26 protein-coding genes and 1 pseudogene are annotated in these 26,253 nt (G+C 45.2%); 10 read left to right on the top strand and 17 right to left on the bottom strand.

Annotated features, from left to right (window positions below; genetic code table 11):
- Positions 1-154: 154 nt before the first annotated feature.
- A complete protein-coding gene (locus PCH05_RS12850) occupies positions 155-895 on the bottom strand; it encodes a YheC/YheD family protein (RefSeq protein WP_246049520.1) in 741 nt (246 codons plus the stop codon).
- A 261-nt stretch (positions 896-1,156) separates the two neighbouring features.
- Between PCH05_RS12850 and PCH05_RS12845 the strand changes: the two genes are divergently transcribed.
- The 3 genes and pseudogenes from PCH05_RS12845 to PCH05_RS27700 all read left to right on the top strand — a co-directional run.
- Positions 1,157-2,173 (top strand): S-layer homology domain-containing protein, encoded by a 1,017-nt coding sequence (locus PCH05_RS12845; RefSeq protein WP_127602787.1) that lies wholly within the window; start codon positions 1,157-1,159, stop codon positions 2,171-2,173.
- A 268-nt stretch (positions 2,174-2,441) separates the two neighbouring features.
- Positions 2,442-3,320, top strand: coding sequence for an EamA family transporter RarD (rarD, locus tag PCH05_RS12840; protein ID WP_127602786.1), 879 nt, complete (start codon positions 2,442-2,444; stop codon positions 3,318-3,320).
- Between the two features lie 188 nt (positions 3,321-3,508).
- A pseudogene (locus PCH05_RS27700) lies at positions 3,509-3,703 on the top strand (double zinc ribbon domain-containing protein); the annotation flags it as partial.
- Positions 3,704-4,085: 382 nt separating this feature from the next.
- Here the strand turns inward: PCH05_RS27700 and PCH05_RS12830 are convergent.
- Positions 4,086-4,739, bottom strand: a complete 654-nt coding sequence (locus PCH05_RS12830) for a cell wall hydrolase (protein WP_371860541.1) — start codon at positions 4,737-4,739, stop codon at positions 4,086-4,088.
- Positions 4,740-4,900: 161 nt separating this feature from the next.
- Here PCH05_RS12830 and PCH05_RS28095 point away from each other — a divergent pair, with 161 nt between their 5' ends.
- Positions 4,901-5,239, top strand: a complete 339-nt coding sequence (locus tag PCH05_RS28095) for a PaaI family thioesterase (protein ID WP_371860543.1) — start codon at positions 4,901-4,903, stop codon at positions 5,237-5,239.
- Here the strand turns inward: PCH05_RS28095 and PCH05_RS12820 are convergent.
- Positions 5,165-5,731 (bottom strand): GNAT family N-acetyltransferase, encoded by a 567-nt coding sequence (locus tag PCH05_RS12820; RefSeq protein WP_127602815.1) that lies wholly within the window; start codon positions 5,729-5,731, stop codon positions 5,165-5,167. The genes PCH05_RS28095 and PCH05_RS12820 overlap by 75 nt on opposite strands.
- Before the next feature lie 147 nt (positions 5,732-5,878).
- Between PCH05_RS12820 and PCH05_RS12815 the strand changes: the two genes are divergently transcribed.
- Positions 5,879-6,454 carry a TetR/AcrR family transcriptional regulator gene (locus PCH05_RS12815; RefSeq protein ID WP_127602782.1) on the top strand — a complete coding sequence of 192 codons (576 nt, stop codon included), beginning with the start codon at positions 5,879-5,881 and terminating at the stop codon, positions 6,452-6,454.
- A gap of 395 nt (positions 6,455-6,849) precedes the next feature.
- The gene (locus PCH05_RS12805) at positions 6,850-7,545 is read left to right on the top strand and encodes a response regulator transcription factor (RefSeq protein ID WP_127602781.1); all 696 of its coding nucleotides are present in this window, start codon (positions 6,850-6,852) and stop codon (positions 7,543-7,545) included.
- Between the two features lie 230 nt (positions 7,546-7,775).
- On the opposite strand, the gene xerS is transcribed toward PCH05_RS12805, so the two are convergent.
- The 11 genes from xerS to PCH05_RS12750 form a co-directional block, all read right to left on the bottom strand.
- Positions 7,776-8,846, bottom strand: coding sequence for a tyrosine recombinase XerS (gene xerS, locus PCH05_RS12800; protein WP_127602780.1), 1,071 nt, complete (start codon positions 8,844-8,846; stop codon positions 7,776-7,778).
- 284 nt (positions 8,847-9,130) lie between these two features.
- The gene (locus PCH05_RS12795; protein ID WP_127602779.1) at positions 9,131-9,355 is read right to left on the bottom strand and encodes a hypothetical protein; all 225 of its coding nucleotides are present in this window, start codon (positions 9,353-9,355) and stop codon (positions 9,131-9,133) included.
- Positions 9,356-9,506: 151 nt separating this feature from the next.
- A complete protein-coding gene (locus tag PCH05_RS12790) occupies positions 9,507-9,956 on the bottom strand; it encodes a DoxX family protein (protein WP_127602778.1) in 450 nt (149 codons plus the stop codon).
- A gap of 230 nt (positions 9,957-10,186) precedes the next feature.
- A complete protein-coding gene (locus tag PCH05_RS12785) occupies positions 10,187-10,429 on the bottom strand; it encodes a glutaredoxin family protein (RefSeq protein ID WP_127602777.1) in 243 nt (80 codons plus the stop codon).
- Positions 10,430-10,447: 18 nt separating this feature from the next.
- Positions 10,448-10,651, bottom strand: coding sequence for a cation transporter (locus PCH05_RS27275; RefSeq protein ID WP_164766638.1), 204 nt, complete (start codon positions 10,649-10,651; stop codon positions 10,448-10,450).
- A gap of 50 nt (positions 10,652-10,701) precedes the next feature.
- Positions 10,702-13,137 carry a heavy metal translocating P-type ATPase gene (locus PCH05_RS12775; protein ID WP_127602775.1) on the bottom strand — a complete coding sequence of 812 codons (2,436 nt, stop codon included), beginning with the start codon at positions 13,135-13,137 and terminating at the stop codon, positions 10,702-10,704.
- 211 nt (positions 13,138-13,348) lie between these two features.
- Positions 13,349-13,618 carry a metal-sensitive transcriptional regulator gene (locus tag PCH05_RS12770; RefSeq protein WP_127602814.1) on the bottom strand — a complete coding sequence of 90 codons (270 nt, stop codon included), beginning with the start codon at positions 13,616-13,618 and terminating at the stop codon, positions 13,349-13,351.
- Positions 13,619-13,866: 248 nt separating this feature from the next.
- Positions 13,867-15,312: an MFS transporter gene (locus tag PCH05_RS12765; protein ID WP_127602774.1), complete on the bottom strand. Its 1,446-nt coding sequence runs from the start codon at positions 15,310-15,312 to the stop codon at positions 13,867-13,869.
- Positions 15,313-15,443: 131 nt separating this feature from the next.
- Positions 15,444-16,562, bottom strand: coding sequence for a sensor histidine kinase (locus PCH05_RS12760; protein WP_127602773.1), 1,119 nt, complete (start codon positions 16,560-16,562; stop codon positions 15,444-15,446).
- Entirely contained in the window at positions 16,559-17,248 is a 690-nt protein-coding gene (locus tag PCH05_RS12755) for a response regulator transcription factor (RefSeq protein ID WP_127602772.1), read from the bottom strand. The genes PCH05_RS12760 and PCH05_RS12755 overlap by 4 nt, the downstream gene beginning before the upstream one ends.
- Positions 17,249-17,455: 207 nt before the next feature.
- Entirely contained in the window at positions 17,456-18,079 is a 624-nt protein-coding gene (locus PCH05_RS12750; RefSeq protein WP_127602771.1) for an NAD(P)/FAD-dependent oxidoreductase, read from the bottom strand.
- A gap of 330 nt (positions 18,080-18,409) precedes the next feature.
- Between PCH05_RS12750 and PCH05_RS12745 the strand changes: the two genes are divergently transcribed.
- Positions 18,410-20,068: a multicopper oxidase family protein gene (locus PCH05_RS12745; RefSeq protein ID WP_127602770.1), complete on the top strand. Its 1,659-nt coding sequence runs from the start codon at positions 18,410-18,412 to the stop codon at positions 20,066-20,068.
- Positions 20,069-20,209: 141 nt separating this feature from the next.
- Here PCH05_RS12745 and PCH05_RS12740 read toward each other — a convergent pair whose 3' ends face one another.
- Positions 20,210-21,184, bottom strand: a complete 975-nt coding sequence (locus PCH05_RS12740; protein WP_127602769.1) for an alpha-L-fucosidase — start codon at positions 21,182-21,184, stop codon at positions 20,210-20,212.
- A 177-nt stretch (positions 21,185-21,361) separates the two neighbouring features.
- Here PCH05_RS12740 and PCH05_RS12735 point away from each other — a divergent pair, with 177 nt between their 5' ends.
- The 3 genes from PCH05_RS12735 to PCH05_RS12725 all read left to right on the top strand — a co-directional run bounded on the left by PCH05_RS12735 (position 21,362) and on the right by PCH05_RS12725 (position 22,849).
- Positions 21,362-22,222 (top strand): AraC family transcriptional regulator, encoded by an 861-nt coding sequence (locus PCH05_RS12735; RefSeq protein ID WP_127602768.1) that lies wholly within the window; start codon positions 21,362-21,364, stop codon positions 22,220-22,222.
- Positions 22,223-22,289: 67 nt separating this feature from the next.
- Positions 22,290-22,520, top strand: a complete 231-nt coding sequence (locus tag PCH05_RS12730; RefSeq protein ID WP_127602767.1) for a hypothetical protein — start codon at positions 22,290-22,292, stop codon at positions 22,518-22,520.
- Positions 22,521-22,540: 20 nt separating this feature from the next.
- Positions 22,541-22,849 (top strand): hydrolase, encoded by a 309-nt coding sequence (locus PCH05_RS12725; RefSeq protein WP_127602766.1) that lies wholly within the window; start codon positions 22,541-22,543, stop codon positions 22,847-22,849.
- Between the two features lie 102 nt (positions 22,850-22,951).
- Here PCH05_RS12725 and PCH05_RS12720 read toward each other — a convergent pair whose 3' ends face one another.
- Positions 22,952-23,677, bottom strand: a complete 726-nt coding sequence (locus tag PCH05_RS12720) for a YebC/PmpR family DNA-binding transcriptional regulator (RefSeq protein WP_127602765.1) — start codon at positions 23,675-23,677, stop codon at positions 22,952-22,954.
- A 196-nt stretch (positions 23,678-23,873) separates the two neighbouring features.
- The gene (locus tag PCH05_RS12715; RefSeq protein ID WP_127602764.1) at positions 23,874-26,063 is read right to left on the bottom strand and encodes a sialidase family protein; all 2,190 of its coding nucleotides are present in this window, start codon (positions 26,061-26,063) and stop codon (positions 23,874-23,876) included.
- Between the last annotated feature and the right edge of the window lie 190 nt (positions 26,064-26,253).

Raw genomic sequence — 26,253 nt, 5'->3', positions numbered from 1 at the left:
TTCAATATAAAATGATAGGCAGGATACGGAGAACCCAGGTTTAATTAAGGTTCTCCGTTTTATGATGGAATGTCAACGATCATAGCGGCAGCAGGTACTTCTGAGAATTTTCCCCGTTTCAAAGTGATTGAGACAAGCGTCTTAAAATTACTGCTCATCCTTTATTTTCGGAGTATCTGCGAATCCGGTTGTACATCGTTTTGTTCTTCAACGTGTTAAAGATGCTCATATCCGGCTTCGTATTTATTTCCAAGATCCAGGGATTCATTTTATGGTCGACGGCTATATCCACTCCGAACGCTCGTTTGCTTCTATAATTTTTGCCAAGCACGATGCTTGCATCTTTCCCTAATTTCTCGATTGCTTGAATGTACTTCTTCCTTGATTCCTCATTCAGGTGAGATTTGAGTAAGGTATCCACGGGCAAGGGCGTTCCTCCCGAATGATAATTCGTTACGATTTTATTACGCTTCGCCTGTCTGCCGATAATCCCTGTAACGTCTAAAGATCCTTTTCGATTCTTTTGCACCATCACTCGGATATCGAATGGCCGATCATTATGCTTTAATAAATCAATTCCTTCTTGAACAATGTATTTATCTCTAACTAGATTTCTTTGAACCTTTGTATATAAATCATTCAATGAGCTGAACGTACGTGAGTTCGAACCTGTACGTAAAATAAAGCTATTCTTGCTCCTGGTGATTTTATAGATCCCATGGCCGCCAGTTCCCTCATCGGGTTTTAAGAAAACGGATTTGTATAATCTCAACATGATGTTAATGTTAGGCAGCGTTGCTTTCCGAGTGTCTGGTAAAAATGCGCGTATCAGAGTATATTTCTTCATGTATTCGTACTTTCCCAGTTTCCCCATTTTATAGGTTTCCTTCTTCACAGGACCTACCTCCCATTGCTTCCCAAAGTAATGAACATTCTAGTTCTTCAAACCTGCCGCCTGATTCCAATTCAATTGATCCACATACATTACGCGTCAGACGCTTCTCAGGTCAGTGCGGATACCTAAATGTGTTCATGATATAGGCAAAAGCCGTAAGGAGAAGAAAAGATTATTTGAAATAAAGGAGAAACCTTTTTGAGTGGAGGTACGTCTATGATGGCAAGATAAACCAACACATGACCACAAGAGGTGACATTGATGAAAAAGCCATCCAAAATCATCACCCTGTCCGCAGCCGTTGCCCTGGCATTCAGCTTGGCCGGACAAGACTTTGCTTCTGCAGCTGCCTTTAAAGATCTGGATAACGTACAAGATAAAGACAAGATCATTGCTCTGCATGACAGCGGCCTAATCAAGGGAATTACGGCAGAACAGTTTGCTCCAAATAAAACCGTCACGCAAGCCGAAAGCGTACAGTTTTTCGTCACCGCGCTTGGACTGAATCTCGACTTTATCCGTTTCGTTAAAGAGCCCCAGGCTACCGATTATTACAAGCATTCTAACGATTCGGCTTGGTACGCAAAAGCTCTCATAATCGCCGCAGTCAACGGATTAGACCTGCCTGCCGATCTGAATCCGAATGAAAAGATGACGCACGAAGCCTTTACGCACCAACTCGTGCATGCGATTGAAATCGCCGGTAAGCTGCCTCTTATTAACCCGATTGTCCAGGAGTTCAAAGACCAGGATCAAGTCAAAGTCGAATATTCCGGATCGATCCAGCGCGCTCTGAACTACGGCGTCGTGAGTCTCGATCAAGACGGGAAGTTTCAGCCGAAGAAGGAAATTTCACGCGCGGAAGCTGCCATCGAAATGAGCAATGCGCTTCATTATTTGAAGACCCACTCAGGCCAGCCGGGCAGCGAGAATTTAGCTATCACAGCAGAACAAGCCGTGGAATTGATTAAGAAAGCCGCCGGAAATACGAAACTGCAGATCAAAATCGATGCGGAGGCCGACGTGACGCGCGAATCTTTCACGTACCTGCTGATCCACACGCTTCAAGCGGAAGGCAAGCTTCCGATGTTGAATATAGTCCTGAAGGAGATCAAGGACAACGACCAGATCGATATACAATATCAAGGTGCGATTCAAACGGCGCTTGCTCTCAAGATCGCGGAGCTGGACGCGGAAGGAAACTTCCATCCCAAGAACGGAGTTACCCTTGCAGACGCGACTGCTATGATCGAACGCGTGCAAAAGCTCCATAAATAAGGATAAAGTATCAGTAACCTTATGAGTTCAGATCCACAGGCTCGAGCGAGACGCCAACATGACAATCTTCAACTGCGGCAAGGGGAGTATCATTTTAAATCCATCAAATGATACTCCCCATGGGAGCTAATCCGTAGATATTCGAGCAGCAATTCATGGGCCAAGGAACAACGCCATCCTTTAGCCTGCTCAAGAAAATCCCTTTACTTCAACGATGATCGAGGCTATAATCCGTTAAGACATCGGAGTGGGGAGAGGGAATTTGCTTATGAACAATGGGTTGGTCAATGCTATTATCGCGTATATCATGTGGGGGGTTCTCCCGCTTTATTGGAAGTTGTTTAATGATGTGCCGGCAGGCGAGATTCTGTCACATCGGGTTGTCTGGTCGTTCGTCTTCATGGGTATTCTCGTCGCTGCCCAGCGTCGCTGGGGTGATATGAAGCGCATTGCGACTAGCCGCTCGCTCCTGCTCTCGCTCACCGCTAGCGGGCTGCTGATCGCAGCGAATTGGCTCATCTTCATCTGGGCGGTTAACAACGACCATGTCGTTGAGACAAGTCTCGGCTATTATTTGAACCCGTTGCTGAACGTGCTGCTTGCAGTTGTTTTCCTTCGTGAGAAGCCAAACCGTGGCCAATGGCTCGCGATTGCCATCGCAAGCGCCGCGGTGCTTATCATCGCCATCGACTATGGACGGTTCCCATGGATATCGATCTCACTGGCCGCGACATTTGGCTTGTACGGCCTCGCGAAGAAGAAGATCGGCCAAGACGCTTCTGTAGGCTTGCTGTCGGAGACGGCTGTTGTCCTGCCCGTTGCGCTCGGCTATTGGATCTATTTGGCCGCCGTCGGAAAGACAACGGCATGGACGCTACCTGCATCCACGTTCGTCGGTCTGCTTCTATCCGGTGTGGTAACCGCGCTCCCGCTGCTTTTCTTCGCACGAGCGGCCGCGCGAATGGCGCTGTCCACGCTCGGCTTCGTACAATACATCGGGCCGACCATCATGCTGTTACTGAGCGTATTCGTGTTCAAGGAGTCGGTCTCGCCGGTTCTCCTCATCGGCTTCGCGCTCATCTGGACAGCGCTTGTCGTATACGCTGCCGCATCGGTTCGCGGCACGAAACTCGAGAAGGCCCGCTGACGGCAATCATGTCCGCAAGGCACCATCATCACAGCCATTTCCGCCCGCTAGCTAGGAGGAGATGGCTGTTTACTGTTTGGGGTAAAGTTAACAAACGGGTAATGCAACTTTATCTTACTTCATACGTTTTAACAGTAAACGGAATTAAAGCAACCAACTATTGATTCAAAAAAGGATGGTTTTGCATCATGGCAGTCAAGATATGCACCAACTGTGGGGAATCAAACGTCGAAGGATCGTTAATATGTGTTGTCTGTGGTAATTCGCTTAGAGATACACGATTGGAAGGCACTCCAAACGCTGTTAAAGATTATTCAGGAAACTCAACACCTACAGTATGCCAGCACTGTCATGAACGTTTGGAGCCAAGATCAGTAACATGCAAATATTGTGGAACCGTAGTATCTAAAACAGTAAAAGATTCTCGTTATTATCATGAACATGTTTCCTCGGATGAGGAGAGAAGCGGGGGATCCACACCTATGGAGACGTTTGGAAGAGGCTGCCTGTGGCTCATTCTTGGAACACTAGGATTGTTGCTGATCGCTTTTATAACCCAGAGTACGATCAATATTCCGTGGTTCATATGTATCCCCATCGTAATTATCGTCTTCTGGATGGCATCAAAGAAAAGCAAATAATGAGAGATAGTTTCTCATATCGGGCACAGGAGTATAACTTCACTGCGATTTTCATACGGAACGTGATTCAGCCGTAAAGAGGAAAGCCCCAGGGACATGATCCCTGGGGCTATGTACGTTGAAATCAAATGGCAAACACATGACGTCCGATATTTACGGTACGGGCGCGTGTCCAAATCCACTTATTCGTTGCCGTTTGCGGATTATAGTAGTAGAGAGAGTTATGGGTCGGATCCCAACCGCGCACGGCATCGATGGCTGCACGGTAGGCAGTACGGTTCGGCTTCATGCCATACTGGCCGTCACTGACGGCGGTGAATGCGTTTTTCTGAAAGACGACGCCTTGAATCGTGTCCGGGAACTCGTTCGACTGAATCCGGTTCATGACGACCGCACCGACGGCTACCTGTCCTTTATAGGACTCGCCCCGGGCTTCGCTATAGATTATTTTAGACATGATCTCCATATCGTTTTTGCCTAAAGTGTACTTACGGAGCTTCCTCCATGTGGCGGGACCGACTGTACCATCTGCCACCACGCCATACTGCTTCTGGAACTGTTTGACGCTGGCTTCTGTGCCGATGCCGAACTTTCCGTCAAGCCCGCCGGCATAGAGACCAAGCACCTTCAGCCGGTACTGTAAATCAGAAACTTTGGGATCCTCGCTCCCTAATGTAAGGACGGGAGCTGCTTCGGCATGGTCAGTTTTCCATGCGAAGCTTTGAATGACTAAGAGGACGACGAGGATCGAGGTAACTGCCCATTTTTTGGTTGTCATCGAGATCATCTCCTTCAGGAGGCATTATAACGGTTAAGTGGCAGACTAGGCAAAGTCATAAACTGGAAAATAAGTGGTAAAACCTTGCGGCTCTAAGCGAAATTTTGGGAAGGCAGGCGACCGAGAGTCACTCCGATCTCCAATGAACCCTAAATGGACGCATAACAAGTACAATTGCAGACAATGTGATGGGTGTATCTTTCGGGACAACTCTTCAACCAGAGGAACGTTTTACGACAATTGAATTAAAAATCAACTTTTTGAAACCCGTTTGGAGCGGTACGATCCGGGCTGATGCGAAGGTGATGAAGAAGGGACAAACCGATGGAATCGTTGAATGTAGTATACATAGGGCCAACCGGAGAACCAGAAAGAAGCCCCCACATCTCGCAGGAGTTTGGCGGGGGCCGTTTCTTAAGTTCTTGTTAGATTCCGTGTCGGGACAACCACTCCGACTGGAGAATGGCATACTGGTACTCATCCACCCATTTTCCTTTTGACATGTAATTTTGCAACAAGTGTCCTTCGCGCCGCATCCCTAAACGTTCTAGAACCCGGATGGATTTTTCGTTTCGCACATCCGTAAAAGCAATGGCCTTGTGCTTCCCCAGCCTTCGAAAAATATAATGGAGTATGGCCCCGAGCGCCTCATGAATGTATCCATTCCCTTGATGATCCGGTGCGAGAGTGAAGCCGATTTCCACAATTCTAGGTTCATCAAGCAGTGTATGGAGAGCACAATCTCCGATCAATTGATCCGAATCTGCCAAGGCAATGGCGAATTGAAACCAGGTACCTGGCTGGCTGGGCGTATGATCCATTTGCTTGCCAACAAACGATTCCGCGTCTTCGCAAGTGTAATTCTCCCAGGATTGAAACCGGGAAACGGCTGGATTCGCTCGGTATTGATAAAAATGCTCCGTATCTTGCAAGCCAAATCGTCGGATAACAAGACGATCTGTAACCATATATACATGGCTTGAATTTTCCACTTTTTTCACCTCTTTATGAAATGTACTGCAAATTCCCTTCAGTCTGTCTTGATTGAAAAAATCAATGAGCCTTTTTGGGCAAATTGACACCAGTTAATATGATGATTATAATATTTTAACAGATCAAGGCGAAGGAGGGGAAGAGGCTTGCCTTATCCTGAAGGACATAAGTTAAAAGTCAGAAAACATATCATTACAAGTGCCGCCAAGGCATTCCGTACTCATGGAGTTCGTAACATCAGCCTGCCATACATCATGAAAGGTGCCGGACTGACACATGGGGGATTTTACTCCCATTTTGAAAACAAAGATCAGCTTGTTATTGAGGCATGTCATTTTGCCATTAGTGATACGATCGAGCTTTTGAAAAAGGTAGCTGACAAGCACGAAGACCAGCCGAAAATACAGTCCGTAATTGAATTTTATTTAAGCTCTGTTCATCGGGATCAGACGGAAATCGGCTGTATACTTCCTGCACTGTCAGGAGAGATTTCGCAATTATCTGAGGAGATTCGGAATGCCTACACCCGTGAATTCAAGCGATTTTTGGAGTTTATTACCGATATGGCAAAAGTCGATGCCTCTACCGGGTATGCGTTGGTAAGCAGTATGGTCGGTACTGTTGCTTTGGCACGCGCGGTTAGTGATCCGAAGCTCAGTGACGATTTATTATTGGCAGGCAAAACCCAGGCAAAGTTAATCATAGCGTCTTCTAAAGGATAAGGGATGCCGATGAACATTAGAGAACAGAGCAGCGCAGATTATCCACAATTGAGACAAATTTATCTTGAATCCCGGCGTGAAAGCTTTCACTGGGCCAATGCTGGTTATTGTTTATGAATAAATCATGATGTTAGAGTACTATTCATAATAGGAATCGTATTATTTCAAACCAAGTCTGAACGATGTGATGATATCGGGGGACGCGAACATGGTCTCGTTGAAAGTCGCTAATATTTAGCGGCTTTTTTGCTTTGCCTTCACGCCGCAATAGGCTCTTCATAATGGACCGACCTGAAACATTACGCTTAAATGATGTAAAATGATATAGAAAAGCTTTCACGGGATAACGGGCAAGCTTTCTATAATAGCAGTCCTAAGCTAAAATGAGGTGCGCAATGAATCGAATTTTACTGGTTGAAGATGATGAAAATTTGGTATTTGGTATCGAATATACCTTAACGAGTGAAGGATATACAGTAATGGTTAGCGGCAGCTTGGAAGAAGCCAGACAAGCACGAAAGACAGCTGCCTTCGATTTAATCTTGTTAGATGTCAATTTACCCGATGGCTCAGGGTATAGCCTGTGCAGGGAAATCCGGGAATCGTCTCAGGTTCCAATCATATTCTTGACGGCTTTGGACGAGGAGGCGAACGTTGTTGCCGGTCTAGACTTGGGAGCGGATGATTATATGACCAAACCGATCCGTACCAAAGAACTCCTCTCCAGAATGAAAGCCGTATTACGGCGTAATCACAAGCCTAAGGTCGAAGTGCATAGATGGGTATCCGACGATATTGAGGTCCGGGTTCTTGAAGGAACGGTTCTTAAACACAATCAGGAGCTTTTGTTAACCGGAATGGAATATCGGCTGCTATTGATGTTAATGACTCATCCCAAACAAATTTGCAGCAGAAGCACCATTCTTAACCACCTGTGGGACATGTCGGGAGAATTCATTGATGATAACACCCTTTCGGTCCATATCCGAAGGTTGAGAGAGAAGATTGAAGATATTCCTGCTGCGCCAAAATATATTATTACCGTTCGAGGAGTCGGATACAAATGGAATACAGATGTCACAGGGCGATGAGCTATGCTTGATGTTGTCCGTAATCCGGAGTGGAAATCCATCGTCGTTAAAGTCATTGCAATACAATTGATGTTAGCGGTTATCATGTACCTTTTTTTGAATCATCAAGTGGGCCAGATCCATCATGCCAAAGACAAGATTCTCGGCTTTCTTCCTTGCTCAACAATAACATATGTACAAAATATGAGTTTTGTGATTATGTATGAAGAAAACCGCATAACAGCACGGTTTTACCGGTCCATATTATTCACTGCATTTCTCATCTCTTCATCTGTTAAGTGTGTATAAATCATGGTCGTCTGTATCGATGAATGCCCCAATTGATTTTTTAATCGCGGTACATCGTTATTCTCCAGGTGGTACCGTGTCGCAAAGGAGTGTCTTAAGGAATGCACCGTCAACGCCGGCTTTCCAAAAGCTGCAGCGTACTTTTCAATTAACTTCTCAATTGATCTTGGTGTTAACCGCCGGCTTTTTCCTTTACGACCGATTGGCGCTGCTATAAACAAATAATTATCGGATTTTTCCGCTTTGTAACGCGTTTCTCTGATCTTCAGGTAATTTTCCAAATCAAGCAATGCTTGTTGGCTAAAATAAACATATTGCTCTTTATTGCCTTTACGCAATACACGAACCAAACCTTTATTCACATCCAAATCTTCAACGTTGATTCCTGCTACTTCAGACAATCTTAGCCCGGATCCCAGGATCAATGATACAATCGCCGTATCCCGTTCACGATTAAATTCATGAAAACGAAATATTCTAAGGTTAGATATATTCTGCACCCCATAATCATGCGCGACAAATTGTCGGAACAATTCAAAATCGTCTTCACGGAGTATTTTGCCTTCAATGCGGTTAGCGATCGTTTCCTGGGTTTCATTAACAGAGTTAAATTCGATTTTGGCCATGACATTCCGCAGGATATATGGCTTTAAATCCGAAGTTTCCGCTTTATTTTGCAAATAATCAAACAGTGATTTTAACGCAGACAGCTTGCGGTTAATAGTGTATTTGGTATTGCCAAGTTGATACTCCAAAAACGACAAAAAATTTTCAACCTCACGAACCGTTAAACTTTCTAATGAGGTTAATGAAACTTCTTTACGGGTTGCTGCCGAAAATTTCTCCGAAACGAGCCAATCAAAAAAGATAATGTAATCGTGACAATAATTCAGGAGCGTTGTATGCGACAATTTGCGTTTACGGCTATCTATGTATTCAGTGACGTACCAAGGTAACTCGGTTAATTTATCGTCAATCCTATTCATGTAATGTGATTTTATGCTTTTATCCATAATCAGAACCTCCTTATAATATAATAATATAATATTCATTAGTTATTCGTCAAATTATTATTTTACGTAATTATAATGCATTGCTAGCTGCGGTCTTTCTATCCCGGTTGTTCAGCCACGTATGCTAAGACTCAAAAAAGTTCTTGTCCTAGGCTCGGGACAAGAACTTGAGCGATAAAATAAAAAAGTTGCTAAAATAGCGACTTTCAATGGGACCATGTTCTTATCCCTCGACAAATCCAATTTTGTAGCAAAATCAATTGTTGTGCTCTCTATCCTTTCAACTATTTATTCTTCTGCTTTGCAACTTGCATACTGCCGATGATTAACATGATAATCCCAATTACTGCTAGAATAATCCGAACTAAGAATGGACTCAATGAAAACACAGTTTCGCCTTGCCAGTGCAATCCGAACAACCTTTCATTCAGCCCCACAATCGCCAATAATGGCTTAAGAAACAAACTCAGCGCTAATAATACGATCCCCCAAATAATATTGCTATTCATTGATTCAAAACCCCTTTTCCAATTGCTCTTTACAATAACGGCCTTTTTTTAATGCGACATCATAATCTTAACTCAACTCCGATTCCATTTCTAGGTAAGATAAATGTCCTTGTTTTCTTCTTGTTCCAACTCATTCCATGGTTTGACAAGATCAAAGAAAGTTTGACGAGGAAACGGATCTTTGTTTTTTTTGGCGTTTTTCAGTATTGCCAGGTAAACTTCCTAAGATTCGGCTTTGTGGTCTCAGTGACCATGAAGCGATGTTAAGTGCAGCATAGAATAACGGAAGGATCATATTAAATCCGTAATCGCCATAATCGTTAGCAAAAAGATGAGATAAAGCTGCACCCGTCATTAAGAAGAAAATGCCGGCGTGAGCCCATTCCTTAAGTCGCGGAAAACCTGGCATGAGGATCGCAATGACTCCAAGAATCTTCCAACTCCCTAGAATGTTCGTCACGTATAATGGAAATCCAATATGGGTCACTAACTCGACATTTCCTCCATATCGCAACAGTTGACCGATTCCACTTAACGTTATAGATATTGCGAGTAGTGATGTGACTGTCCAATAAGCAATCATTTTTCCATTTGTTTTCATCCTTGATCCCTTCCTTTCACATTGATTTAAAATGAGCAGTCTTTTTCCTCTTGATGGGTTTATAATAGTCTTTAATCATGTCAAAAAATGATACTGTTTGAGTTAGGTACACAACATAAATATGCTTGAAAACCTTCCTATTTACGTAAAACAAAAAAAAGCCGCAATTACGCGACTTTTAAGTATCTATGTGCTTGTCACCCGACAATTATCTTTTGTATGCCTTTTACTTATTGGATTTTCAATAATTCACTAATTACATTCAGATTCTCTGCGAAGCCGATGAACACCTGATCACCAATGACGATGGTTGGGACGATTTGTTTCCCTGTTAGATTTTTTACTTCGACAGCATAATCGGGGTTTTCATCACAATTGTAATCTTCATATGAAATGTTGTGTTCCTTGAAGTAACGCTTGGCGAAGGTGCAATCACTACATGTTGGAATGGTATAGATTTTTACTGCCGTCATACCTTCATCCCCTTATTTTTAGTCAATGACTGCATAACCCTTGCCTCGGATCACATCCTTAATATCCGCCAGTTTTGTTTTAGATTCATCATATGTTACTTGTACAGTGCCCTGGTCAAAATGAACTTTGCCCTCAACAACCATAGGATCAAGAGCACCTTCGATTTTTTGAATGCATGAACGGCAAGTCATACCCTGCACTCGAATGCTTGCTTCTTGCATGAGATCACCTCCTTTCAATCGATCGATTGTATTCGTTAAAACGTCATCTCTTAGCCCTTTATTTTGACCCTTTGCAGTCGAAGTGCATTCAGGACGACAGAGACGGAGCTTAGAGCCATTGCCGCTCCTGCGACCCATGGTGCCAACAACCCGATGGCTGCAATCGGAATACCAAGCGTGTTATAACCTAGAGCCCAAAACAGGTTTTGCCGAATGTTCCTCATCGTTTTACGGCTCATATAGATCGCGTCTGGAATGCTTGTTAAGTCACCACGCATGAGGGTAACGTCGGCGGCTTCCATCGCAACGTCGGTCCCCGTTCCAATGGCCATCCCGATATCTGCTGTGGCCAAGGCCGGTGCATCATTGATGCCATCCCCAACCATTGCAACGGTTTTTCCTTGTGCTTGAAGTGCTTTAACTTCCTCTGCCTTTCCTTCAGGAAGGACTTCAGCGCGTATATGATCTATTCCAACCTGAGCCGCGATCGCTTTAGCGGTGCGCTCATTATCCCCGGTAATCATAATGACCTGAATTCCCATTTCTTTTAATCGGCTGACAGCTTCCTTCGAGGTTTCTTTAATGGTGTCGGCCACCGCGACCATACCCGCATATCGGTTTTCGATTGCAACAAGCATTGCGGTTTTACCGGTTTCCTCGAGATGGGACATCGTTTCATAAGCTTGCATTGCTTTAACTCCATACATTTCCATTAAACGACGTGTGCCGATCAGCAATTCTCTACCTTCAACTACAGCTTTAATTCCGTATCCAGGGATCGCTTCAAATTCTTCCGTTCCAGAAAGCGTGACTTGGCGTTCCAGGATTCCTGCCACAATCGCTTCAGCCAAAGGATGCTCCGAGTTTCTTTCGGCAGCACCAACAAGTCTCAGAAACTCTTCTTCATCACCTTCAGTGATTACATCGGTCAGTTCAGGTTTACCTTTGGTGACTGTTCCGGTTTTATCCAGGATGATCGCGTCAATCTTATGGGTCTGCTCCAGGTGTTCTCCACCTTTGAACAATATCCCCAGCTCTGCTGCTCGCCCGGAACCAGCCATAATGGATGTCGGGGTAGCCAGGCCGAGAGCACACGGGCAGGCAATGACAAGTATGGCTATCGCTTTTTCCAAAGCTTCTGCAAACGCACCTGGTGTTACGAAGAAGAACCAAACCAGGAAAGCTACAATTGCAATCCCTACAACAATCGGAACGAAAATACCCGAAATTATATCTGCCACCCGCTGAATAGGGGCTTTAGAACCTTGTGCCTCTTCTACAACCTTGATAATCTGCGCCAGTGCCGTTTCTTTACCGACCTTCGTAGCTTGAATGCGGAGCATACCATTCTTATTGATGGTCGCTCCGATCACCGTATCTCCAGCTTTCTTCTCCACCGGCAAGCTCTCGCCTGTCAGCATGGATTCGTCAACGGAAGAGGTTCCTTCGAGCACTAAACCATCTACAGGTACTTTATCACCGGGACGAACGAGAACAATGTCACCCGTAATGACTTCATCGACCGACATCGTCATCTCTTGGCCATCGCGCACAACGAGCGCGGTCTTGGCTTGAAGTCCCATTAAGGATTTGATGGCCTCTGAGGTACGGCCTTTGGCGAGTGATTCAAACAATTTACCCATGATAACCAACGTGATCAAAATCGCACTGGTCTCATAATACAAGGATGGACCATGATGAACGCTGCCACCTGCAACGAACCATTCCAACGTCAGGTAGAGGCTGTAAAAATAAGCGGCTGACGTTCCTAATGATACCAACACGTCCATATTCGCACTTCCATTTCGCAGTGCTTTATAGGCGCCGACATAGAACTGTTTGCCTACATAAAACTGAACCGGTGTCGCTAAGATGAGCTGAAACCATGGATTCATCAAGATATCCGGCATGTAGATCCAAGAGGTAAACGAAAAATGTGCAACCATGCTCCAGAGAAGCGGGAAGGATAAGATCGCCGAGAGCAGCAAAAGTCGTTTTTGATGCTTGATTTCTTGTTTCCGGTGGTCACCCGCTTCTTTTGTCTCTTGCTTCGTCACTGCTTTATAACCTAGCTCTCTTACCTTATTTTGCATTTCAGTGATCGATATATCTTCAGGTGAATATTCCACTCTTGCCGTTTCCATGGCAAAATTGACGGATGCCTGAGTAACGCCTGGAAGCTTACGTAATCCCTTTTCGATCCGATTTGCGCAGGCTGCGCAAGTCATGCCTTCCAGGTTAAAATTAACCACCTCTTTGGCAGTGTCGTATCCCAGCTTCTTGATCGTTTCCTCTAATTTATCAACACCGACTCTGCCTGGATCATAGGTTACACTGGCTTTTTCCAAAGCAAAATTGACGTTGGCTGAAGAAACACCTTCCAGTTTGTTCAAGCCTTTTTCAATTCGATTTGCGCATGCTGCGCATGTCATACCTGTAATTTGTAAGGTTGTTTGTTTACTTTCGTTTCTAGCCTGAGCTTCCACGATTCATCACTCCTACTGGATTATGGCAAATTCATATCGTTGATTTATCTTTTCATTTTCGAGGTATTCGCATCCCCTTGAACTTCTTGTTTTTAGCATACCCCCGTACCCTATATTAAGTCAATAGGTTTTTCCGATTTTTTTGGGTACCCTGGTACCCTATAATGATGACCCAAAAAAAGAGCAGCTCCAAGTGCTGCTTCAAACTCACTTATTTCATCAACTTATTCATCGTGGTTAACAGTTCATCCAGTACTTCGATATCGCCATCTTGTATACGATCGATGACGCAGCTTTTCATATGATGTTCCAGCAATAGCTTACCCACCCCGTTTAAAGCGGACTGAACCGAAGCGATCTGATCACAATAGGTGTCTTTTTCAATGAGGCCCTTAATGCCTCGAATCTGACCTTCAATACGATTCAATCTTGAAATCATATTACTTTTCTCTTTATCGGAATGATGGCTCTTCCGCTCCATTTCATTGCTGGAACAGCATCCTGGATCTTGGGTTACCGATTCCTTTTTCGTTTTAACTTCAACACTCATTCCATTCACCTTCCATTCTTGAAATGCACGGTTATTCTGTGGTGGTTCATTTGTGTTTCATATTCTAATTATACCCCCCTCCCTATAATGTCAAGTTATACATACACCATATCCTTTCCCATTCTTGCTCTAACAATGAAGAACTCCAGCCATAGGAATAGGCAGGAGTTCGGTTTGAATTACATCGTATTTGACATGGTGGTATCAGCTTGTTTTGGAGATCGTACAAACAATAAGGCTAACAGGGCTCCGGCAAAGGCGACGATGCCAGACCATAAGAAGGCAGCTTGAAATCCGGCGTTTAGGGCTACCGCAGGATTTTCTCCCGTATGGGTGGCAGTTGTGGTGGCCGCAATCGTCACCATAATGGCAAGACTGATAGCCGAGCCAATTTGATAACTTGTATTTGCAAGACCGGATGCCAGTCCTGCCTCCTCGGGTTTTGCTCCGGACATCGCCGTCATCATGGATGGTATATAGGCCAGTGACATACCAAGTGCACCCAAAAGCGATGCAGGTAGCACGTTTACGAGAAAGCTGCCATCCACTGGCGTAATATTGGAGAATAAAATCAAGGAAGCGCCCAGAGCTGACAGCCCGATGACGATATTTGCTTTCATTCCGAATTTGGCGATTAATTTACCAGTCACCACGATCATGAATATGGCAATTAATATGGTCATCGGAAGCAAAGCGACCCCGCCAGTAAATGCTGAAAATTTGAGAACTTGCTGCATGTAGAGATTGAGGAAATACCATAACGGAATCCATCCACCGGACAACATGATCAAAGCGATGTTTCCAGCAGCCAGGTTCGGAGCCTTGAAAATTTTTAAAGGGATCAAAGGTTCTTTCTTGACTGCCTGAATGATAAGGAAAAGGATGAAAAGTGCTGCACCTGAGATGAGGGTCCATACGGTGGTTGGCGCTCTCCATCCATTATGTTCTGCCGTAACAATGCCATACACGACTAATACCAAAGCTGCGGTGACAAAAAGGGAGCCGAAGATATCGATGCTGCCTTTTCCTCTTTTCCCTTTCGGTAGCAGTCCCGGCGATAAAAGGAGTGCGAGAATCCCAACTGGAACATTGATTAGAAATGTCCATTCCCAGCTGAGCCACTGCGTAATGACACCACCAAGAAATACACCAGCGGAACCTCCTGCAGCAGCGGACGCACCCCAAAATCCCATGGCTTTACCTAATTCCTTCGGATTTCCACTAAACAGAGTCATGACAATTGTTAACGCCGAAGGAGCAATCAAAGCCGAACCGAAGCCTTGCAAAGCGCGACCGATATTTAAAACATTCTCATTCCAAGCAAGACCCGTCAGCAATGAAGCCAGGGTAAGAATTAAAAATCCCCACATAAACATGCGTTTATGTCCAAACAAGTCAGATAGTTTTCCGCCGAGCAACAAGAGACCTCCAAAAAAGATAACGTATGCATTAAAAACCCATTGCAAGCTTTCTTGGGAATATCCAAGGGCTTCTTTGATAGCAGGTAAGGCAACCCCGATAATTGATGTATCCATTATCACCATAAAATTCGCAAGGCATAATAACGCTAGTGCCATCCAGCGTCTTGGATCAGCCTGGGAAAGACTCTGGGTCTGTATTGACATAAGTAGACCTCCTTCAATTGAATTTACCGGCACTTCCTTTTTGGCAAGACCCTTCTTCACCTGTGACGGCCATCATTGACGTGTGTTGGATCCCATAAATTACCGGTTAATATATTGTATAGTATAGCCCCCTACCCTATATTGTCAAGACTATTTTTTATTTTACTTTGGGCTAGTGGCAGTTCGACATAAATTTGCGTCCCCTCCCCCTCCTTACTTTCCGCCCAGACTTGTCCGGCATGGCGTCCCACAAGCGTCTTTGTTATGGCTAACCCCAGACCGCCTCCGCCCATTTTTCGGTTCCGGGATTTCTCCACACGGTAAAACCTCTCGAATATATGGGTCAGGTCTTTTGGCGGGATGCCAATACCACTATCGGTTATGGTGATCAAAATGGAATCCGCCATGATTTTCCCATCCAATCGAACAATGCCACCTTTAGGTGTGAATTTTAGAGCATTCGAAAGGATATTGGTCCAAATTTGAACCAACCGGCTCTCATCGGCAAGGATCGTGGCATCGGGTAGGTGACCCAAAGATAGCTGAATTTCATGTTGTTTAAAAGATGGGCGCATCAGGTCCATGACTTGTTCAATGGATCTTTGAACGGGAACTTTTTTACGAGATAAGGAAAATTCGCTGGAATTAAACATTTGCAGTTCTTCTAACTCCTGAACCAATTGAGTCAATCTAAAAATTTCTTCCCGACTTGATTGTATCCGCTCCGGAGTCGGTTCCCACACCCCGTCTTGAATCGATGCTAAATAACTATTTAACGTGGTCAGCGGAGTTCTCAGCTCATGGGCTATATTTTCGGTCATCGCAATCCTTAATTGTTCCTGTTGCTCTAACTGCTCAGCCAAATGATTGATGGAGGCCGCAAGCTCGTCTAATTCATCCTTCGGCGCCCCTTTTAAAGGCAATCGCACATCCCGCTTTCCTCTTGCCATTACCAGAGTTAAATTTCTCATGCTGATTAAGGGCGAAGAAATACGTCTGGCAATATAGATACTCAAGATTAGCGTGATAATGAATGCCCCTCCAATCGTTAACCCGATCGATTGAATAATAGCTTGCTCCAAGTGTGAGTTTAATAACTTAGCGGTATGGTGACTCTCCGCCATTTCATTCCCATATAACTGAAAATGGTAATGGGTAGCATTGATAATTGCAATCGATGCAATGACCAATATAGCTCCGGTATATATAACCAAAAGAATGCTTAATCGGAACGACAACGAACTCTTCATAGGCCTCTACCATGAAATCGATATCCGGTTCCAAAGATCGTCCTTATGAATAAAGGGTTTTTGGGGTCGTCTTCGATTTTTTGACGCAGATTTTTAATATGCTGATCAATGATTCGTATATCCCCATCGAAATCATATCCCATAACCAATTCAATCAGTTTTTCTCTGGAGAATGTACGATCGGCGTTCCTGGCCATGACAAGAAGGAGTCTATATTCTGAAGGGGTTAAACTGATCACTTCGTTTTTAATGAGCACCTGTTTAGCCTGGTTATCAATGGTCAGCCTTCCTCCGTATTCCAGCTGTTCAGCTAGGAGTTCCTGCGGATGGGTCCGCCGCAGCACCGATCGAACCCGTGCGATAAGTTCGTTCGGATCAAAGGGCTTGATGATATAGTCATCAGCTCCGATAGCTAGCCCATGAATGCGGTGGTTAATCGATGCCTTTGCCGTCAACATAATAATGGGCGTCGGACATACTGCTCGTACCTGTTGGCAGACGCCTTCCCCATTCATATCGGGCAGCATTAAATCCAGAATGATCAAATCGAATGAGTTTTTGGAGATTTCATGCAGAGCTTCTTTTCCGTTGCCTGCCTCCGTGGTTTCAAAGCCGTCTTTCCTTAAATAGGCTACTATGACCTCTCTAATTTTTTCTTCATCTTCCACAATTAAAATTTTTCGCATGATGGCTACTCATCTCCTTTGCATCATCTATGTAATTTTTCAGCTACCATGTTTTATTTATTTTCACCCTAATCAAAGAGGCCATTTCCTTGTTTAAAGAAATGACCTGTTATGATTTTTCTTTACGGACACCCAAAACGGTACCTATGTAGCGGCAGCGTATTGCGATACGAACCCGGAATCCACACCCGCCTTTTACACTTTATTTTACGCAGTGATTTGTTTTAAGTCTTCCATGGAAATCCGATTGACGAACTTACTGAATTTTTCTTTGCCCTTGGCATGAGTCTTATAATGATCAATGAGTTTCAGAACCGTCGGTATGACTTGTTCTTCGGTTAGTCCCGTTAAAAACAGCTGAGCCAAAGATGCCTTGATGCCTTTGGAATCTCCGCCCACATAAATATCAAACTTGTCTTTCATTTTGACGACCCCAATATCTCTTAATAGGGGTTCACTTGTTCCAAGTGCGCAGCCGGCATATCCTACTTTGATCGGTGCCGGTGTTAAAATACCTGCGATCGCAAGATTCAACTTCTGGGCAATATCCAGTCCCGCATCCTCTGGCCCCCTGCAGAAATTGCAGGCAATCAGGCTTTTGGTTGCAAAACCCGAGGGATTGACCTCAAGGCCAACGCTCTGCAAATCTTGGGTCACCGTATCTTGGGATTCAACGGGGATTTCAATATACAGCTGTCGGAACGGTGTCATTTCAATCTGTTGATTTGGACCCATAATCTTACTGATAGCGATGAGCTGCCTAGCAGTAAATAAGCTTCCTCCGACTTGAACCGGTGAGGACACCGCAATTACAATTTTATCATTAGTCATTTTTTCACCCCAGAATCGGATTGATTATATTTTTTATTTGCAAATTATTATTATGTTGCGAAATTAGTATACCCCCCTAATGTATAATTTTCAAGTTATGATTTATGTTATACGAATGGGACCTTTTATGAATCAGTTCAAGTCGATCCGTACCGTTATTAGAGATCTCCATACAAAAATCCGCATTATTCTAAGGGACTCAATACATGAAAATGTTTCGGGTGGGAAAAAGCCAGGGGATCGTGTTTTATCTATCTTCATAAGTTCTATATACCTTTGATTTATGATGGTAAAGGGCAAGATAACATGATTGATTAGGGGGAATATGAAATGAAGTCAGGGATACTAAAAACTTTGGTTGCAGCAGGTTCAATAGCGGTCATTGCTACAGGCTGTGTCAAGGTAAACAATACGGATGGAATGGATCATTCGAAAATGATCATGGGTGATGCATCCACGTCGAATCCAAATAAGGCAACCACATCGGATTCTAATTCCGTTAAACTGACATCTGCGACAAGTGTGGTTGATGGTAAAGAATTTACCATTACCGCTCAGGAAAGCAATCTCGAGGTTTCAAAAGGGTACACGCTGCCAGTTTGGACCTTTAATAACTCGGTGCCGGGGCCGCAAATTCGTGTCAAGGTCGGGGACACGGTTAAAGTTAACCTCAAAAACGAGATGAAGCAACCTGTCTCCATTCACTGGCATGGCTATCCCGTTCCGAATAATATGGATGGGATCCCAGGTGTGACCCAAGACGCTGTAGAGCCTGGAAAAACATTCACCTATGAATTTAAAGCTACGACACCGGGCACGTACTGGTACCACTCTCACCAAGACAGTGTGAACCAGGTGGATAAAGGACTGTATGGTTCATTGATCGTTGAAGATCCAAAGGATGACTACGACAAGGACTATACGCTAATGTTAGACGAGTGGATGAGCTCTGTAGACATGAACATGAGTGGAAAAACTGAGGAGTCCAACAGCGCCAATATGGATAGGACACATGATTCCAGCGGCATGGATAAGGGAAACATGATTCATGGCGAAATGGATATGTCCGGATCTGATATGAAAATGAATGGCAGCAGTATGAACATGAGTGGCCATGATATGAGCATGTACGATCTCTACACGATCAATGGAAAATCGGGTGAATCCATAGATCCGTTTCCTGTAAAAGAAGGCGACAAGGTTAGAATTCGCCTCATTAACGCGGGGTTTATCACACATCAAATGCATCTGCATGGCCATGACTTCAAAGTCATCTCGACCGATGGGCAGCCGGTGAATGATCCTGCTGTCATCCAGGACCAACTGCTTTCCATTGCACCCGGAGAGCGTTATGATATTGAGTTTACTGCCGATAATCCAGGCTCCTGGCTTTTGGAAGAGCACGGAAAAGAACCATCTAAAATTCAGAATATGAAAGCTGTCATTCAATACCAAGGCTCAGATGTAAAGACGGATCAATCCAATGCTACTGACACCCTACCGCTGTTCGACCTCGAACAATATGGTAGGATGTCTAAAGCCAAATTCTCTTTGTCTCAGAAATTTGATCAAGAGGTCACCTTGAATTTAAATACAGAAATGAAGAACGGTGAAATGGCCTATACGATCAACGGAAAGGTCTTCCCGGACACCGATAAAATTAACGTCAAAAAAGGGGACAAGGTCAAAGTGACCTTTGTTAACAAGTCCAATTCGGATGATCATCCGATGCACCTGCACGGACACTTCTTCCAAGTATTAAGTAAAAATGGTCAACCGTATCAAGGTTCACCGATTATGAAAGATACGATCAATGTGAAGCCAGGAGAAACTTATGAAGTCGCATTTGAAGCCGACAATCCGGGAGATTGGATGTTCCATTGCCATGATTTACACCACGCTTCCGCAGGGATGGTCACGGATGTAATGTACTCGGATTATCAAAGCAGTTATACCCCAGATCCGAATGTTGAAAATATTCCAGAGTAAAATGCTCAGAACACCATCGTTGCCGCTTGATCTGCGCTGATCTTGTCGCCTCTACGCGTCCAGCGTACCGATACATTGTTAACAAAAAAAGCCTCCCCCGCAAGACAATAACGGGAAGGAAGCTTTTCTAACCGGATGATCTTATTCAGTTCGATATACCCATCCTTCGGGAATGCCGTCAAGACCAGAAGGCTTCCGGTACCGTTCGCCAATCTCCTTGAAACGATCCAGCACGTTGGGATCCAGCAGCCCATGACGATTAGGCGCCCCATTCAATAAAAATGACACGTTATGACGGTGCATTTCCTTGATTTTGTCCATTGCCCAATCAGCCGTTTTCAGTTCCATGCCCGTATCCGTGGTTCTCCAGAACCAGCTATTCGTCAAAATGTTGCAGCTCGCGCCGGGACCGGCAAAAGCCTCGTCCACTTCCTGGCCGGCGGCATTTTCATAAAATACGATGTCCGTATGATCCAGGTTCGGCTCGCAGCTGATGTTCATCAGCAAGCACTGTGGCTGCAGCCTTTTGACAAGCTCATCGATTTCTTCAAAAGGAAGATGATCATAGCTCGGTCCGCCCCAGTGGGCATTCCAGCCGTCAATGATCAGGAAAGGAATCTCTCCGTATTCCGTCAGCAGCTCCGTAAGCTGATTTTTGATGAATTCCTTATCCTGCGGCGTACATTTCTTCCGGTTAATCTGGTGATGAAGATCCAGCATGGAGAAATACAACCCCGCTTCAATGCCCTCATCGCGAAAAGCCTTAAGATATGCCTGCACCACGTCACGGCGATCCGTCGCATTTTTAATGCAATGATCCGTATACCGGCTTGGCCACAACCCAAACCCTTCATGATGCTTCGCCGTCATTGCGGCAAATGTCATCCCCGCTGACTTGGCTGCTTTTGCCCACTGACTGCAATCAAGAGCCTCCGGGTTCCAGTCCTTCGGGTCGAATATGTATCTCCGGGGCTCGTTATCATTCTCATGCCCATATTCCCAATCGATCATCTCGTGATCGCAGAATTGATACGTCGCACTGTTGAAATGAATGAACATGCCGAATCGTTGATTCACAAACCAAAGCTGCCTTTGAAGTAATTCCTCATGAGTCATATTAAGCATACACTCCTGACCTTTGCGTATTCATCCGCTAACACTATACATCATTTGCAGATTATCGATTGTATCGTATCATAGGTATGGTTAGTTGTATTTAGCGAAGCATTCAATGATTTATCAAATAATCCGCTACTTGTTCAGCTTAGATTTTCGTGAAGGTGGTTTTCTCTTATGAAAAAAATACCAGATATGAAGCCTTATGTCGGCGAGTTCATGCATTACTTGTACGATGGAAGCTCCAATGAACAGCTCAGGGCTGGCAGTGTGTACGCTCTGCACTTGTTTCTGGATGGGCCGGGGGAAATGGAGATTGACGGTGAACGGCATCCGATCGAACGGCATACGTTAATCTTTTTGCGTCCGGGGCAGCCGCATGCATTTCACATCTCACCGGATCACCCGCTCCCTTCATTCAACATCTATTTTGATCTGTGGGATGATGAAAGTCCCGCTTCTCTACATCGTTCATTTATATATGCGCCGGAAGCCTTCGTATTTGAACATATGGCAGCAATGCCTGCATGTCCGGAATTGGACGAGCTCCCCTCGGTCATCAATTTGAGAGACCATCCACAGCTGATCGATACGTTTACGATGATTACGCGGGCTTATAAAGACCTGGAATACTATCGGAGCGAAACGACGAACAGCTTTTTATATGCCTGGATGCTTTCCTGGTATAACGCGCTCCATGTCAAGAAACCTCAGGATTACCGGATCGTACGCCTCATCGAATATATGCAGCATCATCCCGAGCAAGGACAGTCGGTCGATGAATGGTCTTCTTACTGTGGTTTAAAGCGAACCTATATTCACGAATTATTCCTGCAGGAAACGGGTCAAACGCCCAGATCGTACCATCATGAGCTCGTCATGAAACGATCGGCTCACATGATGCTGGAAAGTGATTTGACGATCACGGAAATTGCGGAGAAACTCCGGTATTCTTCAATCCACCCTTTTTCCAGGCATTTCCGTGAGTACTTCGGCATTTCGCCGAGTCAATATCGCGCCAACCACCGCCAATCATGAATAATTTCACCGTTTAGGTAAACCATATGCATTAATCAAAACGATGACAGGGGAGAAATTCAACTTGATGTATACCGTATTAATCGCTATTGCTGTGATCGCCTGCGCCATTTCGTTATACATGTCCGTGTCCATCATGCGTAAACAACAAAAACAAAGATACGACCATATCCATCCGACGGTTGCCAAACATCCGTTATTGGCCAATCCCATCGTCATCCTTTATCTGGCCTTTCCTATTCTGGTGATCATCGGCGGCTTGGTCTGGTGGTATCTTGAGGTCAAAGGATTAACTTAAATCGTCAGGAGGATGTCTTCGTGGATAAAAAAACGTATTATATTTCGGTCCAATCCCGATATATCTCAGAACGCCAAGATGAAGCTCCTTATGAGCTGGTTGTCGAGGCGACCCCGGAGGAAATCACGCAGCTTCGCGACTTGTTCCATTCCATGTATCATTTTGATATGGAAACCTATTTCCGCATGCACTATCCCGGCATTCCTGAGCATTATGACAACGATAACGACCTATATGAACGCGATTTGAAAAATATATATCGTATGCTTTACGACCTTGGTACGAAGGAGACGAGAGATCATATCGCATCGATGAATGTGCTGGACTAGCCAACTTCATAAGCACAAAAAAGATCTGCTTCTCTTTCCGATTGGAATGAGAAAACAGATCTTTTTTAATTTTTTACCGAATCGATAAATGTTTGCCCAGGATCAACCTTCGTCTTCGAACTCCACGTTATGATAGACCTGCTGAACGTCTTCCAGATCCTCCAGCGTATCGATCAGCTTCTCGAACTGTGCTTGTGCATCCTCTGGGATGGTCACGAAGGTTTGCGGAAGCATCGTCAATTCGGCTACGGTAAATTCGTTGATGCCAACGGATTTGAACGCTTCCTGAACCGCCTGGAATTGATCCGGCTCGGCATATACGATAACCGCCTCATCTTCTTCCACGATGTCGCGTACGTCAACGTCCGCTTCCATCATCAGCTCAAGCACTTCATCAGCCGATTTGCCTTCAATACCGATCACTGCCGTTTGATCGAACATGTAAGCGACGGAGCCGCTGACGCCGAGGTTGCCGCCGTTTTTGCTGAATGTGGAGCGCACTTCGGAAGCCGTACGGTTCACGTTGTTCGTGAGCGCGTCCACGATGACCATCGATCCGTTCGGTCCAAAGCCCTCGTAACGAAGCTCGTCATACACTTCATCCGAATTGCCTCTGGCTTTTTCCAGCGCACGGTCAATGATGGCCTTCGGTACGTTGTAGGTTTTGGCGCGTTCCAGAACGACCTTCAATGCGCGGTTGGATTCCGGATCCGGCTCGCCCTGCTTGGCAACCACGTAAATTTCGCGGCCAAACTTGGCATATATACGACTTGTATTTGCGTCTTTCGAAGCTTTCTTTTCCTTGATATTATTCCATTTACGACCCATACTTTTCCGCTCTCTTTCGCTATTGATTCTATGCTCGGTCTTATAAATACACTGGTATATTATAGCTCGAAATTTGCGGTTGAACAAGTTTACGCGTACGAACGGCTTGAAACCGCATGCGCGAAGCTCCTCCAAAACAGCCAAAAGCCGCTCTGCATTTCTGCAAAACGGCATTGTCTTTATTATTATGACGCTCTTATGGAGCCTCAACCCAAGCCTTGTTGAAAATGGCCAGCGATATTTTTTGTGCAGCCGGCTTCTCGTAGAATACGTATATACTCTTGTCGGGGCTCACGCCGATATCCGAATATCCATTGGTGCCTGCATATATTTCCTTGGATTTATACCAGGTGGCGCCGTCATCGTTACTCATGCGGATGGTCATATGCGTTCGTGATGATGTGCTCGCTGCATTGGTGAACAAAATGGTGGAATCGTCGTACCGCTGTATGCTTGCTTGGCAAACCGGATCGATCAGGACCTGATCGGAGTATGGTGTTGTCCAGGTACCGGTTACGCCGCTGGCCGTGGACACCGCCCGGTTGCGGGTGCTCGGATTCCGCATATTCGTCATCAGGCTCCCATTCGAGAGCTGAACCATCATGTTTTCATGTATTTTCGTATAGCCGGTTGGATTCGGCACTTTGGTGCCTGCCTGCCACGTTGCACCGCCGTCATTGCTGTAGATCGTGGCAACGGTGCTGTTCGACCAATTCGGCGTCGTAAAATAAATCGGTACCATCAGCGTCCCGTCCTTCAGCTGTATCCCGTGACCCGGTCCCATGCCCGCTCCGGAGAGATTCGCGAAGTAATTCGGGTTGGAAGGGTTTTTGTAGGCGTCCAGCACGTTGGAGATATCCCGGGCTTCATCCCATGTCACCCCGTTGTCATGGCTTGTGCGGATAAAATATTGACAGCTGCCCCACTTCCACCGGCTCCAGAGCAAATGAACGGTACTGCCCGTATTTTCTGCCAGCAGCATGGGATTCATTTCCGCATAACCCTGTGATTTGCCCGGTGCGAGGATGATATTATCCGAAAAGGTCTTTCCTCCGTCCGTACTGCGCCGAAGCACAATATCCGTCGGGCTCTGATCATCTCCCGAGCGTCCTTCCACGGCAACCAGCACGGTCCCGTCCGCCATGACGGCGATGCTTGGAATGCGGTATTGGGTATAGCCCTTTCCATCGTTGATGTCGAATAGGATGTTATCTTCGAACTTGCTGCTGATTTGCTTGATTTGCGGATCGGTTAAAGGTGTATTGTACACATTCAGGAAATCCATCTCCCCCGCATAAAACCACTGATTGCCGCCATTGTCGACATTTTTGCCAATCCACATGCCATTCAGGTTCGTCACATTTGTGAAGAATGCCCTTGAAGAAGAGGATGCCTGTTCATAACCATCCACATAAATTTTACTGCCCGAATTATCTACATTTAAAACTGCGGTATGCCATTTCCCGTCATTATAGGTTCCAGCAGCACTAAGGCGGGTCGCATATGTTCCTTTCTCCCGGTTCTCGAAGTACACCGTACCGTTATTCATCGTAAACGAAATATTGCTAGATGGGTCCGATGTATCGGATGCGCTCAGGAAAGTCTTGGCCTGCGCCGTGCTTGAGCTTTTGAATTTAACGGCGATCGCGCCTTGAGTTAATCCGGATACGGTGCCTAAGTCAGAGGTTTTATCGACAAAATCACTCGTTCCGTTAAAGGTTTGGTTGATCGTATAGGATACTGCCGTATCCGGCAATATCCCTGCGAGCTGCTGGGCTTCCGTGTCTGTGAGAGCACGATGATATACTTTCAGATAATCCATCTCCCCTCCGTAAAACCACTGGCTGCCGCCGTTATCCACGTTTTTGCCGACCCACAATCCGTTCAGGTTCGTCACATTCGTAAAAAAGGCGGTAGAGGCTTCCGTCCCCTTGACCATCCCATCCACGTAAATTTTGGTTCCCGAGCTGTTCACCGTAAGGACGGCCGTGTGCCAATTCCCGTCATTGTAAGTGCCAGTAGCGCTGAGACGGGTCGCGTAAGTTCCGTTCTCTCGGTTTTCAAAGTAAACCGTCCCGTTGTTCATCGTAAACGAAATATTGCTTGATGGATCCGAGGTGTCCGACCCGCTGAGAAAGGTTTTGGCCTGGGCCGTGCTGGCTGTTTTGAATTTCACGGCAATGGAGCCTTCGGTCAAACCGGAAACCATGCCCAGATCGGCCGTTTTATCGACAAAATCACTCGTTCCGTTAAAAGCCCGGTTTAGCGCATAATCCAAAACCAGACCGGAAGACGGCAAAGCTTTCGCCATGTGGCTTCCTCCGATCATACTGCTTGCAAACAGACTGACACTTAACAACAATCGCAGCATCATACCGGATTTCATGAGCGGCAGGACTCCTTTTCATGTTTAGAATGGCTGTGCAAGACTCGATGATTACGACATGTCCTCCTTTCTTGTAAAGTTTCATAATAGCGCTTACAAAACGTAATATAAGCTACTTTTTTCAAATTCGAAATACCTCATTTTTTACTTTTATGGGCGTATTTTGACTATCTGAAGATCTTTCAAATGA

It is taken from the genome of Paenibacillus chibensis (assembly GCF_004001045.1).
In the GTDB taxonomy this organism is placed as follows: Bacteria; Bacillota; Bacilli; order Paenibacillales; family Paenibacillaceae; genus Paenibacillus_AQ; species Paenibacillus_AQ chibensis.
The sequence above is the reverse complement of the archived record's forward strand: the minus strand, read 5'-3'. Positions and strand labels throughout refer to the sequence as shown.

Excerpts from the sequence above, each read along its gene's own strand:
- PCH05_RS12790 (WP_127602778.1), bottom strand. The coding sequence starts at position 9,956 with ATGAAAACAAATGGAAAAATGATTGCTTATTGGACAGTCACATCACTA.
- PCH05_RS12735 (WP_127602768.1), top strand. The coding sequence starts at position 21,362 with ATGAAAAAAATACCAGATATGAAGCCTTATGTCGGCGAGTTCATGCAT.
- PCH05_RS12845 (WP_127602787.1), top strand. The coding sequence starts at position 1,157 with ATGAAAAAGCCATCCAAAATCATCACCCTGTCCGCAGCCGTTGCCCTG.
- PCH05_RS12730 (WP_127602767.1), top strand. The coding sequence starts at position 22,290 with ATGTATACCGTATTAATCGCTATTGCTGTGATCGCCTGCGCCATTTCG.
- PCH05_RS12830 (WP_371860541.1), bottom strand. The coding sequence starts at position 4,739 with ATGACAACCAAAAAATGGGCAGTTACCTCGATCCTCGTCGTCCTCTTA.
- PCH05_RS12715 (WP_127602764.1), bottom strand. The coding sequence starts at position 26,063 with ATGAAATCCGGTATGATGCTGCGATTGTTGTTAAGTGTCAGTCTGTTT.
- PCH05_RS12770 (WP_127602814.1), bottom strand. The coding sequence starts at position 13,618 with ATGGAGCGGAAGAGCCATCATTCCGATAAAGAGAAAAGTAATATGATT.
- PCH05_RS12795 (WP_127602779.1), bottom strand. The coding sequence starts at position 9,355 with ATGAATAGCAATATTATTTGGGGGATCGTATTATTAGCGCTGAGTTTG.
- PCH05_RS12740 (WP_127602769.1), bottom strand. The coding sequence starts at position 21,184 with ATGACTCATGAGGAATTACTTCAAAGGCAGCTTTGGTTTGTGAATCAA.
- xerS (WP_127602780.1), bottom strand. The coding sequence starts at position 8,846 with ATGGATAAAAGCATAAAATCACATTACATGAATAGGATTGACGATAAA.
- PCH05_RS12750 (WP_127602771.1), bottom strand. The coding sequence starts at position 18,079 with ATGACTAATGATAAAATTGTAATTGCGGTGTCCTCACCGGTTCAAGTC.
- rarD (WP_127602786.1), top strand. The coding sequence starts at position 2,442 with ATGAACAATGGGTTGGTCAATGCTATTATCGCGTATATCATGTGGGGG.
- PCH05_RS12755 (WP_127602772.1), bottom strand. The coding sequence starts at position 17,248 with ATGCGAAAAATTTTAATTGTGGAAGATGAAGAAAAAATTAGAGAGGTC.
- PCH05_RS12805 (WP_127602781.1), top strand. The coding sequence starts at position 6,850 with ATGAATCGAATTTTACTGGTTGAAGATGATGAAAATTTGGTATTTGGT.
- PCH05_RS27275 (WP_164766638.1), bottom strand. The coding sequence starts at position 10,651 with ATGCAAGAAGCAAGCATTCGAGTGCAGGGTATGACTTGCCGTTCATGC.
- PCH05_RS12785 (WP_127602777.1), bottom strand. The coding sequence starts at position 10,429 with ATGACGGCAGTAAAAATCTATACCATTCCAACATGTAGTGATTGCACC.
- PCH05_RS12760 (WP_127602773.1), bottom strand. The coding sequence starts at position 16,562 with ATGAAGAGTTCGTTGTCGTTCCGATTAAGCATTCTTTTGGTTATATAT.
- PCH05_RS12765 (WP_127602774.1), bottom strand. The coding sequence starts at position 15,312 with ATGTCAATACAGACCCAGAGTCTTTCCCAGGCTGATCCAAGACGCTGG.
- PCH05_RS12720 (WP_127602765.1), bottom strand. The coding sequence starts at position 23,677 with ATGGGTCGTAAATGGAATAATATCAAGGAAAAGAAAGCTTCGAAAGAC.
- PCH05_RS12745 (WP_127602770.1), top strand. The coding sequence starts at position 18,410 with ATGAAGTCAGGGATACTAAAAACTTTGGTTGCAGCAGGTTCAATAGCG.